The 15,009-nt window shown below is 63.9% G+C and carries 13 protein-coding genes; 5 read left to right on the top strand and 8 right to left on the bottom strand.

The window, feature by feature from the left end; all coding sequences use genetic code 11:
• Positions 1 to 6: 6 nt before the first annotated feature.
• Positions 7 to 1,524 carry a malonate--CoA ligase gene (locus BW990_RS03695; protein ID WP_076445198.1) on the top strand — a complete coding sequence of 506 codons (1,518 nt, stop codon included), beginning with the start codon at positions 7 to 9 and terminating at the stop codon, positions 1,522 to 1,524.
• A 201-nt stretch (positions 1,525 to 1,725) separates the two neighbouring features.
• Here BW990_RS03695 and BW990_RS03690 read toward each other — a convergent pair whose 3' ends face one another.
• Positions 1,726 to 1,974 (bottom strand): ParB N-terminal domain-containing protein, encoded by a 249-nt coding sequence (locus BW990_RS03690; protein WP_076445196.1) that lies wholly within the window; start codon positions 1,972 to 1,974, stop codon positions 1,726 to 1,728.
• 523 nt (positions 1,975 to 2,497) lie between these two features.
• Between BW990_RS03690 and BW990_RS03685 the strand changes: the two genes are divergently transcribed.
• Entirely contained in the window at positions 2,498 to 4,807 is a 2,310-nt protein-coding gene (locus BW990_RS03685) for a Tex family protein (protein ID WP_076445194.1), read from the top strand.
• 291 nt (positions 4,808 to 5,098) lie between these two features.
• Here the strand turns inward: BW990_RS03685 and BW990_RS03680 are convergent, their stop codons facing one another.
• The 6 genes from BW990_RS03680 to BW990_RS03660 all read right to left on the bottom strand — a co-directional run bounded on the left by BW990_RS03680 (position 5,099) and on the right by BW990_RS03660 (position 10,899).
• Positions 5,099 to 6,385: a TRAP transporter large permease gene (locus BW990_RS03680; protein ID WP_083950466.1), complete on the bottom strand. Its 1,287-nt coding sequence runs from the start codon at positions 6,383 to 6,385 to the stop codon at positions 5,099 to 5,101.
• Positions 6,386 to 6,397: 12 nt separating this feature from the next.
• On the bottom strand, positions 6,398 to 6,940 hold the full coding sequence (locus tag BW990_RS03675; RefSeq protein ID WP_076445190.1) for a TRAP transporter small permease: 543 nt from the start codon (positions 6,938 to 6,940) through the stop codon (positions 6,398 to 6,400).
• A gap of 94 nt (positions 6,941 to 7,034) precedes the next feature.
• Entirely contained in the window at positions 7,035 to 8,045 is a 1,011-nt protein-coding gene (locus tag BW990_RS03670) for a TRAP transporter substrate-binding protein (RefSeq protein ID WP_234990155.1), read from the bottom strand.
• Positions 8,042 to 8,302: a hypothetical protein gene (locus tag BW990_RS21220; protein ID WP_143526068.1), complete on the bottom strand. Its 261-nt coding sequence runs from the start codon at positions 8,300 to 8,302 to the stop codon at positions 8,042 to 8,044. The genes BW990_RS03670 and BW990_RS21220 overlap by 4 nt, the downstream gene beginning before the upstream one ends.
• A 500-nt stretch (positions 8,303 to 8,802) precedes the next feature.
• Positions 8,803 to 10,179, bottom strand: a complete 1,377-nt coding sequence (locus tag BW990_RS03665) for an NCS1 family transporter (protein ID WP_234990154.1) — start codon at positions 10,177 to 10,179, stop codon at positions 8,803 to 8,805.
• A gap of 21 nt (positions 10,180 to 10,200) precedes the next feature.
• Positions 10,201 to 10,899: an aspartate/glutamate racemase family protein gene (locus tag BW990_RS03660; protein ID WP_076445189.1), complete on the bottom strand. Its 699-nt coding sequence runs from the start codon at positions 10,897 to 10,899 to the stop codon at positions 10,201 to 10,203.
• A 125-nt stretch (positions 10,900 to 11,024) separates the two neighbouring features.
• Here BW990_RS03660 and BW990_RS03655 point away from each other — a divergent pair, with 125 nt between their 5' ends.
• The 3 genes from BW990_RS03655 (at position 11,025) to BW990_RS03650 (ending at position 12,828) form a co-directional block, all read left to right on the top strand.
• Entirely contained in the window at positions 11,025 to 11,705 is a 681-nt protein-coding gene (locus tag BW990_RS03655) for a GntR family transcriptional regulator (RefSeq protein ID WP_143526067.1), read from the top strand.
• A 203-nt stretch (positions 11,706 to 11,908) separates the two neighbouring features.
• Positions 11,909 to 12,070, top strand: coding sequence for a hypothetical protein (locus tag BW990_RS21730; RefSeq protein WP_159441601.1), 162 nt, complete (start codon positions 11,909 to 11,911; stop codon positions 12,068 to 12,070).
• A gap of 344 nt (positions 12,071 to 12,414) precedes the next feature.
• Positions 12,415 to 12,828, top strand: coding sequence for a hypothetical protein (locus BW990_RS03650; RefSeq protein ID WP_076445185.1), 414 nt, complete (start codon positions 12,415 to 12,417; stop codon positions 12,826 to 12,828).
• Positions 12,829 to 12,860: 32 nt separating this feature from the next.
• Here BW990_RS03650 and BW990_RS03645 read toward each other — a convergent pair whose 3' ends face one another.
• Positions 12,861 to 13,715 carry a primase-helicase family protein gene (locus BW990_RS03645; RefSeq protein WP_076445184.1) on the bottom strand — a complete coding sequence of 285 codons (855 nt, stop codon included), beginning with the start codon at positions 13,713 to 13,715 and terminating at the stop codon, positions 12,861 to 12,863.
• Positions 13,716 to 15,009: the final 1,294 nt, after the last annotated feature.

Below are 15,009 nucleotides of genomic sequence, written 5' to 3'. Positions count from 1 at the left end.
CAGGCAATGGCCAATCCGCTATATGACGAGCTTTTCGGCGTGCATTCGGGCAAATCGACGCCCTTCCTCCACCTGCCGGACGGGCAGATCCTCACGCATGACGCGTTCCTGCAGAGCGCGGCCCGCTTCGCGCATACTTTGACCGCATCGGGACTCGCGCCCGGCGACCGCGTCGCCGCCCAGGTGGAGAAATCCCCCGAGGCTCTGGCGCTTTATGCTGCCTGCGTGCAGGCCGGACTGGTCTTTCTGCCGCTGAACACCGCCTACACGGTCGATGAGCTGACCTATTTCATCGAAAACAGCGGCGCGCGCATGGTTGTCTGCGACAGCACCCGCGAAGACCGGCTCCGGCCCGTCACCGAGACGCTGGGCGCGCAGCTTCTGACACTCGACGCCGATGGCACCGGCAGCCTGCCCGAGGCCGCCCGCGACCAGCCGACGGCCTTTCCCACGGTCGCCCGCGACGCCGACGATCTCGCGGCGTTTCTCTACACCTCGGGCACGACCGGGCGCTCGAAGGGCGCGATGCTGACCCAGGAGAACCTGCTGTCCAACGCCCGCACGCTGGCCGAGCATTGGCGCTTCACCGGCGAGGACGTGCTGATGAACGCGCTGCCGATCTTCCACACGCACGGGCTCTTCGTGGCGACCAACGTGACGCTCGTGGCGGGCGGGGCGATGATCTTCCTGCCGAAATTCGATATCGACACGATCATCGACAAGATGCCGATGGCCACGACGATGATGGGCGTGCCCACGTTCTACACGCGGCTGCTGGACGACGACCGCTTCACCGGCGAACTGGTGAAGGACATGCGGCTCTTCATTTCGGGCTCCGCCCCGCTGCTGTCGGAAACCCATGTGCGGTTCGAAGAGCGCACCGGGCACCGCATCCTCGAACGCTACGGCATGACCGAGACGAACATGAACACCTCGAACCCCTATGAGGGCGAGCGGCGCGCGGGCACCGTCGGCTTTCCGCTGCCGGGGGTGGAGCTCAAGGTCTGCGATCCCGAGACCGAGCAGGAAGTGCCGCAGGGCGATGTGGGCGTGATCGAGGTGCGCGGCCCCAACGTCTTCAAGGGCTACTGGCAGATGCCGGAAAAGACCGCCGAAGAACTGCGCGACAACGGCTTCTTCATCACCGGCGACCTCGGCCGGATCGACGGGGACGGATACGTGCATATCGTGGGCCGCGACAAGGACCTGATCATCTCGGGCGGCTACAACATCTACCCCAAGGAGATCGAGCTGGTCCTCGACGAACAACCGGGCGTGCTGGAAAGCGCGGTGATCGGCGTGCCGCATGCGGATTTCGGCGAGACCGTCGTCGGCGTGCTGGTGGCGGAACCCGGCGCGGCCCCGGATGTGGACGCCATCGCGGAGACCGTGCGGGACAAGCTCGCCCGGTTCAAGCATCCGCGAAAGCTGTTCGTGATCGACGCGCTGCCGCGCAACACGATGGGGAAGGTCCAGAAGAACGTGCTGCGCGAGCAGTACAAGCATCTGTTCGTGCCGGCTTAGGGTCGGATCGCGATTGGGGTGCGGCCCTTGGGGCTATGACAGGCGGATGAGCGTTTCCGTCAGCGAGAGGTGGCGTTTCTTGCTTGCGCGGCGAACGGTCTTGCGAGGCCTGTCGGCGCGGTCGACGCCCGGTCGCGTATCGGCTGGCCGACATCTCTCTTGATCCACGGCGTGACGCCGCAGGCAGGCGAGGCCTGAGGCCTAGTGCAAGCGGGCCCGGACCAGGTATGCCTCCACCGAGGTCTCGCCCAGCACGCGCAACGCTTCCAGCCTGTGCAGCCCCTCAACCAGCACGAAACCGGGCCCGTCCGCGCGGACCTGGATCGGCGTCAGCTGACCTTCGTCGATGATGCTCTCGGCGATTTGCTGAACCTTGGCTTCGTCCAGCGTCTTCTTGCGCTTGAGTGGCACCCGGACATCTTCGATCGCAATGCTTTGTTTGACCAACATCCCGGAAGCATGCGCCCTTTGTGACCGACACGCCAGCGATGAGTTCGCGCAAGGTCTTCCTTTCGCGCCCGAAGACAATCGGCGGTGCCGTACGCGGGGCTCTGCGAGGCCCGTGGTCCAGTGCAGCGGCAAGGCCGCACGCCGCGATGGACTCGACGTGCGGAAGCAGGCGGGATGATGGTATTTTGGTTTTTTCAACGAGCCATGAAACGCGTGATTTCGGGTCGCGTGCCAATCGGGAGATACGGGTTTTCGAATATTTGCGTCATCCGGCGCATCGCGGCGAGGGTCGCAGCTTTTCTGTTGCCAAACGCGCGCGTCTTAAGAAGCGTTGGCCACGTTCCGGCTGGCCGGTATCAGCAGCCTTGCTTCAGTGTAGCTGCAGCCCTTGCCGCGATCCGGCTCCTCCGGGGTCGGTCTCCCCGGGGGGCAAATACCTTGCGTTTGAAGACGACCGACCTTTGGTCTTGGCGGTGTGCGGGAGCTTGGATAGACCGGCCTTCCGACGAGCAGGAGAACGCCCTTGGACCAGACCGCCACCCGCATCGCCCGCACCATCGCAACCGAGATTTCCGCCAGCGACCGGCAGGTCGCCGCCGCGGTCGCGCTTCTCGACGACGGGGCCACCGTGCCCTTCATCGCGCGCTACCGGAAGGAAGCCACGGGCGGCCTCGACGACACGCAGCTCAGGACGCTGAACGACCGGCTGGTCTATCTGCGCGAGATGGAAAAGCGGCGGGCCGCCATCCTCGAGTCGATCCGCGGCCAGGGCAAGCTCACCGACGATCTTGCCCGCACCATCGCCCAGGCCGAGACCAAGGCGGCGCTTGAGGATATCTACCTGCCCTTCAAGCCCAAGCGCCGCACCAAGGCGATGATCGCCCGCGAGAACGGGCTCGAGCCGCTCTTGCGCGCGATCGAGGCGGACCGGAAGGCCGACCCCAAGGCGCTCGCCGAAGGCCATGTCTCCGAGGCGGTCGAGACCGCCGCCTCGGCGCTCGAGGGCGCGCGCGACATCCTTGCGGAGGAATTGTCGGAGAACGCGGCGCTCCTGGGCCGGCTGCGGGCCTTCATGCAGGCCGAGGCGCGGATCACGGCCAGGGTGGTGCCCGGCAAGGAAGAGGCGGGCGTGAAATTCTCGGATTACTTCGCACATAGCGAGGCCTGGGCCACGATCCCGGCGCACCGGGCGCTGGCCATCCTGCGCGCCGCGAAGGAGGAGATCGTCACCGTCGACATCGCGCCCGAGCCCGAGACCGGGGCCGAGCGCGCCCAGGGGATCATCTGCGCCGCCATCGGCATCCCCGGGAACGGCCCGGGCGACCGCTGGCTGCGCGAGGCTGCGGCCTGGACCTGGCGGGTGAAGCTGTCGCTCACCATGTATGTCGATCTCATGAGCGAGCTGCGCCGCCGCGCGCATGAGGAGGCCATCGCGGTCTTCGCCCGCAATCTCCGCGACCTCCTGCTGGCGGCCCCGGCGGGCAACAAGCCGACGCTGGGGCTCGATCCGGGCATCCGCACCGGGGTGAAGGCGGCGGTGGTCGACGCCACCGGCAAGCTTGTCGAGACGGCGACGCTTTATCCGTTCCAGCCCAAGAAGGACCTGCAGGGCGCGCAGGCCTGGATCGCCGCTGCGGTGAAACGGCACGGCATCCAGCTTGTCGCCATCGGCAACGGCACGGCGAGCCGCGAGACCGAGCGCATGGTGGCCGAGACGCTGAGCCGGATCGAAGGGCCCAAACCCACCAAGGTCGTGGTCTCAGAAGCCGGTGCGAGCGTCTATTCGGCCTCGGAGCTGGCGGCACGGGAATTCCCCGATCTCGACGTGAGCCTGCGCGGCGCGGTCAGCATCGCCCGCCGCCTGCAGGACCCGCTGGCCGAATTGGTGAAGGTCCCGCCCGAAAGCATCGGCGTCGGCCAGTATCAGCACGACGTCGACCAGCGCCGCCTCACACAGGCGCTGGAAGGCGTGGTCGAGGATGCGGTGAACGCGGTGGGCGTCGATCTGAACATGGCCTCGGCGCCGCTGCTGTCGCATATCGCGGGGCTGAGCTCCTCGGTCGCGGCTGCCATCGTCGCCCATCGCGACGCGCATGGCGCATTCCCGTCGCGCAAGGCGCTTTTGAAGGTCGCGGGGCTCGGGCCCCGCGCCTTCGAGCAATGCGCGGGTTTCCTGCGCATCCGCGGCGGGGCGGAGCCGCTCGACGCCTCCTCGGTCCATCCCGAGGCCTATGACGTGGCGCGCCGCATCGTCGGGGCCTGCGGACGCGACATCCGCGACATCATGGGGCGGCCCGAGGCGCTGCGCAGCCTCAAAGCGCAGGATTTCGTCGACGACCGTTTCGGCCTGCCCACGGTGCGCGACATCCTCGACGAGCTCGGCAAGCCCGGGCGCGATCCGCGGCCCGAATTCCGCACGGCGGCCTTCGCCGACGGGGTCGAGGACATCAGGGACCTCAAGCCGGGCATGATGCTGGAAGGCACCGTGACCAATGTCGCGGCCTTCGGGGCCTTCGTGGATATCGGCGTGCATCAGGACGGGCTCGTGCATGTGAGCCAACTTGCGGATCGCTTCGTGAAGGACCCCCACGAGGTGGTGAAGGCCGGAGACGTGGTGCGCGTGCGCGTCACCGAGGTGGACGTCGCCCGCAAGCGCATCGGTCTCAGCATGCGCAAGGAGCGCGGCGGCAAGCCTGCCGCGGACCGGAAGCCTTCAGGCAAAGAGATGGCCAAGGGCGGAAAGCCCAAACCCGCCAAGGGCGGCCGGCCCGGACCATCTGCCTCACAAGGGGCGCTCGGCGAGGCGCTAATGGCGGCGATGAAACGGAAGTGAGGTCACCCGTGGCGCGTGGTTTCCGGCAAGGTCGGATCACGCACGACGGGCGACGGCCTGCCGCTTTCGCCGCACGGCTCGGGGGGCCCGGCTCTGACTTTCGGTATATGGGATAGGACACGCTCCTCACGGTGTCCTCGACCTCTCTGACACGCGGGGGCGACGGCTCAAGGCTTCTTGCCGCGCGACACGGGCCGCATCGCCTGCGCCCGGCGATGGCCACCCGGCCGATGCAGGCAACGTGGCGGGTCGTGGCATAGGGATCGCATCGCCCGACGATCTCCGGCCCCGTCAGTAAGAGATGCCGGAATAGAATTGTGCGGGCAGCCAGAGCGTCACCTCCGGGACGAAGGTGATGATCAGCAGCGCGGCGATGCCCACGGCGATGAAGGGAAGCGCGCCGATGATCGCCTCGCGGTAGCTCACGCCGAGGCTGACAGATACGAACAGGTTGAGCCCGAAGGGCGGCGAGAACATCCCGATGGCCGCATTGACCGCGAGGATGATGCCCAGATGGGTCGCGTCGATCCCGGCGGCCAGTGCCACCGGCGCGATGAACGGCACGAGGATGATGATGATCGAATTAGGGTCGAGCACCATCCCCGCGATGAGCACGATCACGTTGATCAAGAGCAGCAGGTGGACGGGGTTCTCGGCGAAGATCGACAGGGCCGCGCCCACGTTGCGCGACACGCCCGACGTGGTCAGGTACCACGCGAAGACGGAGGCGGCCGCGATGATGATCATTACCTGCGCCGTCGTCACCGCGCTGTCCACCGCGCAGTGCCAGACGTCCTCGAGCGACATTTCCCGATAGACGGCCATCGAGACGAAGACCGCGTAGCCCACGGCCACGGCGGCGGCTTCGGTCGGGGTGAAGATCCCGCCATAGATCCCGCCGAGGATGATGACCGGCGCCGCCAGCCCCCAGGCGCAGCTACGCCCTGAGACGGCAATCTCGCGCAGATCCCAGGCCCCGGCATCCTGCATGCCGATGGCCTTGGCATAGATCATGGCGACGATGATGAAGAGCACCCCGTAGACGAGCCCCGCCCCGATCCCCGCGATGAACAGCGCCCCGATGGAAGCGCCGGTCACCGCGCCGTAGACGATCATGAAGATCGACGGCGGGATGATGATGCCGAGGGCCCCGGAACTCATCAGGATGCCGATGGGAAAGGCGCGCCCGTAGCCGCGGCTCGTCATTGCGGGCAGCATGGTCTTGCCCACCGCGATCACCGTGGCGGGGCTCGATCCGGAGATGGCGGAGAAGAACATCGAACTGATGACCGAGGTGACGCCCAGCCCGCCCGTCACGGGCCGCATCAGCGCGCTCGCGAAGTCGATCAGGCGGCGCGACATGCCGCCCTGCGCCATCAGGTTGCCCGCGAAGATGAAGAACGGGATCGCCATGAGCGGGAACTTGTCGATGCCGGAGAAGAACCGCTGGATCACCAGCATCTGCGGCGTCGAGGTGGTGAATTCCAGCATCCCGATTACCGGCAGCAACAGCACGATGAAGACCGGCACGCCGAGGAGCAGCAGGAAGGCCAGGGACATGGCGAGAATGGCAGGCACGGGGGACGCTCCTTATGCGGCGGAGAGCGCGACCTTGCTGCGCGCCTCTTCGGTGTCGGACAACTCGAACGCGCTTTGGGTGAAGCGCAGCGCCATCAGGGCCGCACCGATCGGCACCGACAGGTAGATGATCCACATCGGCCATTCGAGCGACGGCGAGGTCTGCCCGAAGGCCCGCATCTGCGTCGTCAGCTGCACCCCGAACACAGTGAGCAGGATGCAGGTGCCCGCCGATATCACGGCCCCGGTGCGCGCGATCTGGATCGCGACCTTGCGGGAGGCCATCTCGGCCAGGAAGTCGATGGAAATATGGGCCCCGTGCCGCGCCCCGATCCCGCTTGCGATGAAGACGAGCCAGATGATCGCGTAGCGCGTCGCCTCGCCGGCCCATGGCAGCGCGTAAGCGATCGTGGCCCGCAGCAGGATATCGACGAGGATGATCGCGACCGCCAGCAGCAACAAGCCCCCGGCCAGCAGGCGTTCGATGCGCGTCACGGCACCATCGACGCGCCGGTAGAGCGCGCGGGTGTGCGACGTGCTGTCGGTCTTGGTCATGATGGCTCCTCGTGGTTCGGACTCGGGCGGGTCCGCGCCCTGTTCAGGCATCAGGGCCGGACGGCCTGCACCGCCCGGCCCGAAGCTTTGCGCGTTACTGCGACGGGGTCGCGGCTGCGATCTCGGCATAGGCCGCGTCGAGCAGATCGCGCCCGATCCGGTCCGCGAACTCCTCATGCACCGGCTTCATCGCCTCGGCGAAGACCTCGAGCTGCTCGGGCGTGAGCGCAATGATCTCGGTCGTCCCGGCCGCTTCGATCTGCGACAGCAGCATTTCCGCATCCGCCGCCGATTGCGCGCGCTGGTAATCGCCCGCCTCGCGCGCCGCCTCGAGCAGCATCTCCTGGCTTTCCGCAGGCTGCTGGTCGAACCAGACCTTCGAGAAGATGAAGGCGGTGCCGAGATAGCCGTGGTTGGAGATCATCATGTAATCCTGCACCTCGTAGAACTTCATCGAGTTGATCGACACGATGGGGTTCTCCTGACACTCGACCACGCCTTGCTGCAGTGCCGAGTAGACCTCGGTGAAGGCGATCGGGATCGCGGTCGCTCCCATCGTCTCGAACTGGGCGATCAGCAGCGGGCTTTCCATGACCCGCACGCTGCGGCCTTCGTAATCCGAGGGCCCGGTGACCGGGTGGTTGCAGGTCAGCTGCTTGAAGCCCGATTCCCAGAACGCGGCGCCCACGAAGCCCGCCTCGGACAGCCCGTCGAGGATCCGTCCGCCGACGGTGGGCGAGTCGAGCACTTCGTAGGTGGTCTCGACCGAGGGGAAGAGGAACGGCAGGTCGATCAGCTGCAGCGAAGGATTGAAGTTCGACAGCTTGGCAGTGGGGATCGGCGCGGCCTGAACGGCGCCGAATTGCATCTGCTGGGCCACTTCCACGTCGTTGCCGAGCGCATTGTTCGGGTAGATCTCGACGGTGTAGGCGCCGTCGCTGCGGGTCTCGACCAGCTCCTTGAACTTCTCCGCGCCACGCTGCTGGGCGGATTCCTCGGGCAGATCGTGGTGGAACTTGATGACCTCGGCGGACACCGTGCTTGCAGCCATGGCGAGGCTAACCGAGGCGGCGATGCCGAGCTGTTTGAGCGTGATGGAAATCATGCGATACCTTCCTGTCTTGTTTTCGGTTTGGTGAGAGCGTGCCATGCGACCCGGATGATGCGTCTGGTAAGCGGCGATACTGACCTTTTCCGGCCTATCTCAGGGCCCTTCTGCAAAGTGAAATAGCGGTATTTCGGGCCGTTATTCGCGGATGATCGCGCCTGTCCGGTGCCGGAGATCAGGGTGCCCGCGAACGGCAGGTCGCGGGACGCGCGGGTCCTGCGCAGCGCAGGGATTTTGAGCAGGCGGACAGGCATTCTCTTTCTCCGTGGGCTGAGCCAGGTGCACGCGGCCAGAGGCGCCGGGCCGGTCACTTGTGTCAAACCGAGCGCGCGAGAACGGGCCTAATTTTCGCCCCCGCACCCGGAACTGCACAGAGATGAGGCAGATTGCATGCAATTTTTGTATTTATTTTACGCATACAAAACTTTGGCCCCGCGTTTTGCGGCGGTCTCGAATCGGTGCGATTTGGAGCGACCGCATGCGGGAGCTCCTCGATCTCGACTGCTCAGCCCTGCCCCGCGAGGCGCAGCCCGTGCACGATTACATCGAGGTCTCGATGAAGGCGACCCGGCGCAAGCCGGGACCGACATGTCGATGACGGGGTCATCAGCTGAGACAGGCGCGTGTCTTCGACTACTCTGCCCTCGGTATCTTCACGCTGACAGGGATGTGTCAGCCGGCTCTAAGCCCAGGTTGGGTCCCGGAAACGCTGAAGGGGGCCGCGAGGCCCCCTTCGGATTGCTCTGTCGCCGACTTACGAGTCGAGGAAACGCCGTGCCGCGGGCAGGTGCTTCATCAGCAGGTAGTAGCTCAGGCCCGCGGGAATGAGGCTCGCATACCAGGACATGGCCGAGAAGCTCAGCGCGGCGACCACGCCGATGGCCATGGCGATCAGGGCGGCGGGGTTGAAGCTCGCGTAATCGCCGGTCTCGTCATAGAGCTTGTCGAGATCGAGCTGCTGGCGGCGCAACACGTAGTAATCCACCACGAGGATCGCGAAGATTGGTCCGAGGAATGCGCTGTAGGTCTGGATGAACAGGCTCAGACCCGCGGCGGATTCGTCCTTCACCAGCTCCCACGGGAAGGTGCAGAAGGCCAGAAGGCCGACCACGACGGCAGACGTCTTGTAGTTGAGTTTGAACACGTCCATCAGCGCATAGGCGGGCGGCACCACGTTGTTGAGGATGTTGGTCGTGACCTGCGCGAAGGCGATGAAGAGCAGCGTGACCACCAGCAGCAGCTTGTTGTCCACCGCGTTCGAGAAGACCATGATCGGGTCCACCTCGCCGGTGGCACCGGACACCATGAGTCCGATGAGCCCCATGAAGAGCGTCGCGGGCAGGATCGAGTTGGCATAGATCACCACCTGCCGGACACGGCCGACCTCATGGCGCAGTTCGCGCGAATAATCCGACACGTTCAGCATCATGGTGGCGTAGATGCCGAGGAACAGCATGGTCGCGCCCCAGAACGGTGCCCCCCAGGTGCCTTCGACATTGATCAGGTTGGTGCTGATCTCCTCGCCGTATTTGCCGATCACCGAGGTGAACATGTAGACCAGCGCGCCGATGATGAAGACCGAGCCGATATTCTCGAGCCACTTGATGCCATGGAAGCCCAGCACCGACAGCATGATCTGCAGCGCCTGGAAGCCCACGAAGAAGACCACGATGTTGGAATAGCCGAACAGCGTCTCGCTCACGAGATTGAGCGCGCCGGCACCGATCCAGCTTTGGAAGCCGAACCAGACGATGGCCGGCACCGAGCGCACGAGCGCGGGGATGCGCGCGCCCGAAAAGCCGAATGCCGACCGGACCTGCACCATCATCGGGATGCCGTATTTGTGCCCTGCCGCCCCGTTGATCATCAGCGCAAAGCCGATGACGGTGCAGCCGATGGCGATGGCAAGGAACACCTGCAACAGGTTCAGCGTGCCGACGAGGCCCGAACCGATCGTGAAGGTGCCGATCGACACGCAACCGCCGAGCCAGGCGAACAGATAGGACCACGGATCCATGATCCGTGTCTCCTGCGGGGCGAGCGATTCCTCGCCCAGCCCCTTGTGGTCAACCACCGCTGGGGTGTGATCTGCGTGGGCCATGATGCCCTCGTTTGTATCCGAAACAGTCATGTCTCTCCTCCCTGACTTGGATTACTTCGCGTTCGGCGTGGCATAGGCGCCGATCTTGCTGGTCTTCAGCCGCGCGCCGACCAGCGCCTCGGCGAATTTCGTGGCCGCGGCGACGCCGTCGATGACCGGGATGCCGGTCTCTTCCGACAGCCAGTCGACGAGGTCCGACATGCCGGCACAGCCCAGCACCACCGCCTCGCAGCGATCCTCCTCGATCGCGCGCAGGATCTCGTCGCGCACAAGCTGGCGGGCGTTCGAGCCCGGCTCTTCGAGCGCGAGCACCGGGATCGCCGCCGCGCGCACCCGGCGGCACTGGTGGTCGAGCCCGTAGCGCCGCACCAGCTCCTCGATGATCGGGGCCGAGCGCGGCAGCGTGGTGACGACGGTGAACGAGGTTGCGATCATGCTCGCGGCCTTCACCGCCGCCTCGCAGAGCCCCACGACCGGCCCGGTCGCGATCTCGCGGCAGGCCCCGATCCCGGGATCGTCGAAACACGCCACAACGATGGCGTCGACGCGCCGTTCCTCCGCCGCGCGCACCTGATCGAGAAGGCGCGGCACCGCCATCGCCTCGTCATAATGGCCCTCGATGCTGATCGGCGCGCCCTTGGCGGAATGCGCCTCGATCTCGACACCGGGCGCGCAGACCGCGCGCGCCGTGGCCGCGATCTTGTCGGTCATGCTCTGGGTCGAGTTGGGGTTGATGACAGCGATTCTCATTGAGTCCTCCCTTGAAACCCATTCTGGATAACATAAATTGTTAACAATAATAAGAGACAAAAATTTTTCTTCCCTCTGGTTGCCAAAATTTGTCATTTGGCATTTGGAAACAAAGGGATCGACCCGTGGCCGACACACCGGAAGCAATGATCGTCGAACATGTGCTGGACGCGATCTCCGATCAGAGGCTGCGTGCGGGCACCAAGCTCGGCGAGCAAATGCTGAGCGATCTTTTCGCCTGCAACCGCGCGAACGTGCGCCGTGCGCTGGCGACCCTGTCGGCCTACCAGGTGGTCGACCTGATCCCCAAACGCGGTGCGTTCGTCGCGACCCCGTCCGAGAAGGAAGCGCGGGACGTCTTCCAGGCGCGGCGCGCCCTCGAGACGACCATCATCCGCAACGTGATCCGCCAGGCGGACGACGCCGACATTGCGGCCCTGCGCGCGCATCTCAAGACAGAGCACGCCGTCCGCCAATTGCAGGACCGCCCGAAAGCCATCCGGGCCTCGCGTACCTTCCACATGCTGCTGGCACGGATCGGGCGCAATTCGGTGCTCGAGAAATACCTGTCCGAACTGACCATGCGCACGTCCCTCATCATCGGGCTTTACGGACCGACCCATGCGAGCCTGTGCGCCGACGACGAACACGCCCGGATCGTCGACAGCATCATCGCGCGCGACGAAGCCCGGGCGCAGAAGATGGTGGAGGCGCATCTGCGCCACATCGAGGACGAGATCGACTTCACCCAGGAGAACACGCGCCTAGGGCCGTTATCGGACATATTGCGGCCTGCGGCGGGCTGAATGCGGGTGATCCGCGGCGGTATGTTTAGGCCGCCCGCAGCCTGCCATCGCCGTGGTCTGGTGGAAAGGTAGAAGACCCGAACGGGCGCTGGTCCGTTCAGGCCGATCTCTCGCAGATGGGCGGGGTAAGCAAACCGCCCAGCACAGGATCAATAGCGCTCAGAGCGGTAGGTCTTCGTACCCCGGTTGACGCGCTGTCGGCAATGTGGGGGCTTGCTCAGCAGATCGAAGGCGCGGCAGCACTCGGCGCGCTCGACAACGCCTTGATGCATCACGAGCCCTTCGACAGCTTCAATGCCAAATCACTGAAAATCGAAGAGACCGCGACAACAGTGAAGCAGACGATCGCGGAGAACAGTCAGTGAGCTTCTGCATCACCCCAGAGCATCTGAAGGTCGGGACAAGGGCCGAAAACAAGCGCGACGGCTGGTAGGTAGCAGCCGGCGGATTGGACTTAGAAATTCTGGTGGGTGGCACAGCCTCGCGGGGCTGGTATGCAGCCTCTCTGGATAGACGTTGAGGAGAAGCCTTTCAGAAGTATAACCACTCCATAGGTATCTGATATTAATAGGAAATAGGTATAAGTAATGGGAGGAGAGAGAGGGTAGTGAGGTTCAGCTCCTCCTCATCCTCCCCTCTCCTTATCTCCCTCCTGAGGAGAGAAGGAACAGAATGAGTAACCAGCGCAGCGAAGTCGCAGAAGGGGCATATGGCCCAGAGCATACGCAACGACGACCTCGATCGTGTCACGGCGGCGCTGTTTGAGCGCCTCCCTCATATTGAGGAGTCACTCTACGCGGACCAGGGCATTCGGTTGATGAACGTCGATTCCGACATAGCCGCGCGTGTGCACAACCACTTCACTCAACAAGGTGTGGCTGTTCTTTCGGTACATGACAGCTTCATTATCGACATCAGTCGCGTCGGTGAACTCCGGCAGGCCATGGTAGATGCGTCATCAGCAGTGGTCGGACGGGCTTTGCCATTCTCGACAGAGGGTATCGGGTTAGACGAGATCGAACCTGAACGGCGTGACGATCTCGAGGCGTGGCACTTGGGCAGGGTGGAGCGCGCGCCGGGCTACCGAGCTCGCTGGGCTGAGTGGCGTAATCATCGAGGGTGAGAAGGAGCCGGAGCCCCCTCTCTTTTGGCGTGTCAACTTATATAGCTGGCCTTGGCAAGCTCGGCTGAAAGGTCCTTTTCGGCCTCTCCGGGGCAGTGGACCCGCCCTCGATCGACTGTGCACCCCGGCGCGACCCAGATCGCCCGTGAGTAACTTGCGCGGTCCCACTTGGCTTTGGTCTGGTCCCACCCGAGTGCCAGCATCTTATCCCGAAGCTGAGTGCCCCGGACGTGAAGCACCCGGTTGGCGTAGCGCGACAAGTTCTCAGCAGTTACAGCTTTGACACCTAGCCCCTCAAGATGCTCCCGAAGCTGCTGCTGGACCGGCTCCTCCACCGCCGCGATCCGCTGCATCAAAGGGGTGCCGAGGGTGGCAGTGTTGAGTGAGTTGGGATTGAACTGAGGTGAACTGGGCCGCCCCAACAAGTACCGGTACAAAGACGCGAGCGCGCTTGGATCCCTCAGCGCGTCTGACACCTTCTCCACGATAGCGAGGAATGCCCTAACATCAGGCCCGGATGCATGCCCGTCGTGCCCCGTATCCACGAGGTAGAGGCGCCGATCCATCTCCTGAGCAAAGGTCAGCAGCTCGTTGGAAGCCATCACGACATTGAACTTGAGCTCGATTTTTTCAGCTTCAATGCCCTTTCGCTCCGTTGTCGTCGTGTCCTCCGTGAACAGGCTCTTCAGGGCGTTGAGTCTTGTGCCGGAGAGCGCTCCCCCGACCTCATCGCAGGTCACTAGCTTGCTCTGAACCGCCGTTGCATTAAACCGCTGGGTCAGTTTCTCGACGCCGTTCAGCTGCGTGGTGTTATCCTGCCCAAACAGCGCCGCGAGGATGTTCATGAACATTCCCTTGCCTGTGCCCTTCTGCGCTGAGTAGAGCATCAGCCCCTACCGCAGCCTCGTCGTTTCATCTCGAAACGCGGCACTCACCCAGTCCAGAACCATCACTCGGCTGGCTCTTTCCTGGAACACGTAAGAAAAGAACTCTAGAAAGACGCCCGGGTCCGGTTCGACGTCATCGACTAACTGGCGATAGGCTGGCCGCTTCCAGGAATTTAAAAGCACAGTGCCATCCCCAACTGGGACGATCCTTCTTTCGTCTCCGGGGCGACACTCAATTCGGTTGCTCCAGACCCCGATCACCCTGCTGAGGTCTTCGGCGTCAAGATCGGTTACAGACGCGAGGGCGCTCTCGACATCCGCTGTTTTGGTACCCGGCCAACGAAGGCGCAGGTGGTTTACCGCAATCTTCAGAACATCAGTGCCTGAGTAACGTGTCTGGGGATTGTCAGCTTGGAAAATACCTTCCCCTGCCCCACGAAGTGCTGGAGCAGATAGTCTTCAATTTGGGTGCGTTCGCACACCTCTGGCGTTTGGTGTATCGTCAATAGTGTCTCCGTTTTCGTCATGTAAAGACGCACCACGGACGCGTGGTTTGCGGAGAAAAGCTCCGCTTTGCTCATGGTGCGTTGGTGAAAACCGGTCGAGCGGCGCGTTGAGGCCTGCAGACTGAAAATATCCTAGCATGGCCTTCGCCATCTCCTACCGGGAAACGGTACGTGGCGTCGGAATCGAACTGGACAAGGGCTGATCGGAGATTTTTTCACGCGGAGCCTTCACCAAGCACAGTGTCGAGGTATGACCGCCTAAGAACTGCCCACGTCCCCACCTTGGGACCTCTCGCTTGCTCGCCTCTGCACGCTGCAGGGTCATTTCAGCCGGACGGTGGCGGTTAAGTTTATCAGCATGGTCGACCCGCGAAGGCTGGAGACGGCTCTGGACAGAGCCTTTCCGACCCTCGCTCAAACGTCGATGCCCTGTGTAGTATTTGACATGAAGGGGACCAGCGGGCGTTCGCTGCACCGGGTGGAAACGTCGGCAATGCGCAGGAAGCGGAGTTTGCAAAGCTTTGGGCGTTTCCCGATAGCAGACCTTCACGCTGAGTACAGCGAACGACCGGTCTGAGCCGATTCCGTTGAAAAACTCCTGTTCGCGAGCGCAGAATATTGGCGCTCGTGATTGGCTCAAGCGCCTTTCCCTTCAGGCGTTTCGTGGTTTCTGCGGTGCGGGAAAGATCTTCGCCAGCTTCCGGAGGTTCTGGGCGGTGGCGGCGAGCAGGAATTCGTCATTTGCGCCGCATGGTCCGCGTAGGCGGAGCCTTCCGAGGCCGAGGATG

The organism is Roseivivax lentus (assembly GCF_900156805.1).
GTDB classification, from domain to species: domain Bacteria; phylum Pseudomonadota; class Alphaproteobacteria; order Rhodobacterales; family Rhodobacteraceae; genus Roseivivax; species Roseivivax lentus.
This window is presented reverse-complemented; position numbering and strand designations above follow the sequence as displayed.

Coding starts and splice junctions, on each gene's coding strand:
- BW990_RS03695 (WP_076445198.1), top strand. CDS start 7: ATGGCCAATCCGCTATATGACGAGCTTTTCGGCGTGCATTCGGGCAAA.
- BW990_RS03690 (WP_076445196.1), bottom strand. CDS start 1,974: ATGTTGGTCAAACAAAGCATTGCGATCGAAGATGTCCGGGTGCCACTC.
- BW990_RS03675 (WP_076445190.1), bottom strand. CDS start 6,940: ATGACCAAGACCGACAGCACGTCGCACACCCGCGCGCTCTACCGGCGC.
- BW990_RS03670 (WP_234990155.1), bottom strand. CDS start 8,045: ATGATTTCCATCACGCTCAAACAGCTCGGCATCGCCGCCTCGGTTAGC.
- BW990_RS21220 (WP_143526068.1), bottom strand. CDS start 8,302: ATGCCTGTCCGCCTGCTCAAAATCCCTGCGCTGCGCAGGACCCGCGCG.
- BW990_RS03665 (WP_234990154.1), bottom strand. CDS start 10,179: ATGACTGTTTCGGATACAAACGAGGGCATCATGGCCCACGCAGATCAC.
- BW990_RS03660 (WP_076445189.1), bottom strand. CDS start 10,899: ATGAGAATCGCTGTCATCAACCCCAACTCGACCCAGAGCATGACCGAC.
- BW990_RS21730 (WP_159441601.1), top strand. CDS start 11,909: ATGTGGGGGCTTGCTCAGCAGATCGAAGGCGCGGCAGCACTCGGCGCG.
- BW990_RS03650 (WP_076445185.1), top strand. CDS start 12,415: ATGGCCCAGAGCATACGCAACGACGACCTCGATCGTGTCACGGCGGCG.
- BW990_RS03645 (WP_076445184.1), bottom strand. CDS start 13,715: ATGCTCTACTCAGCGCAGAAGGGCACAGGCAAGGGAATGTTCATGAAC.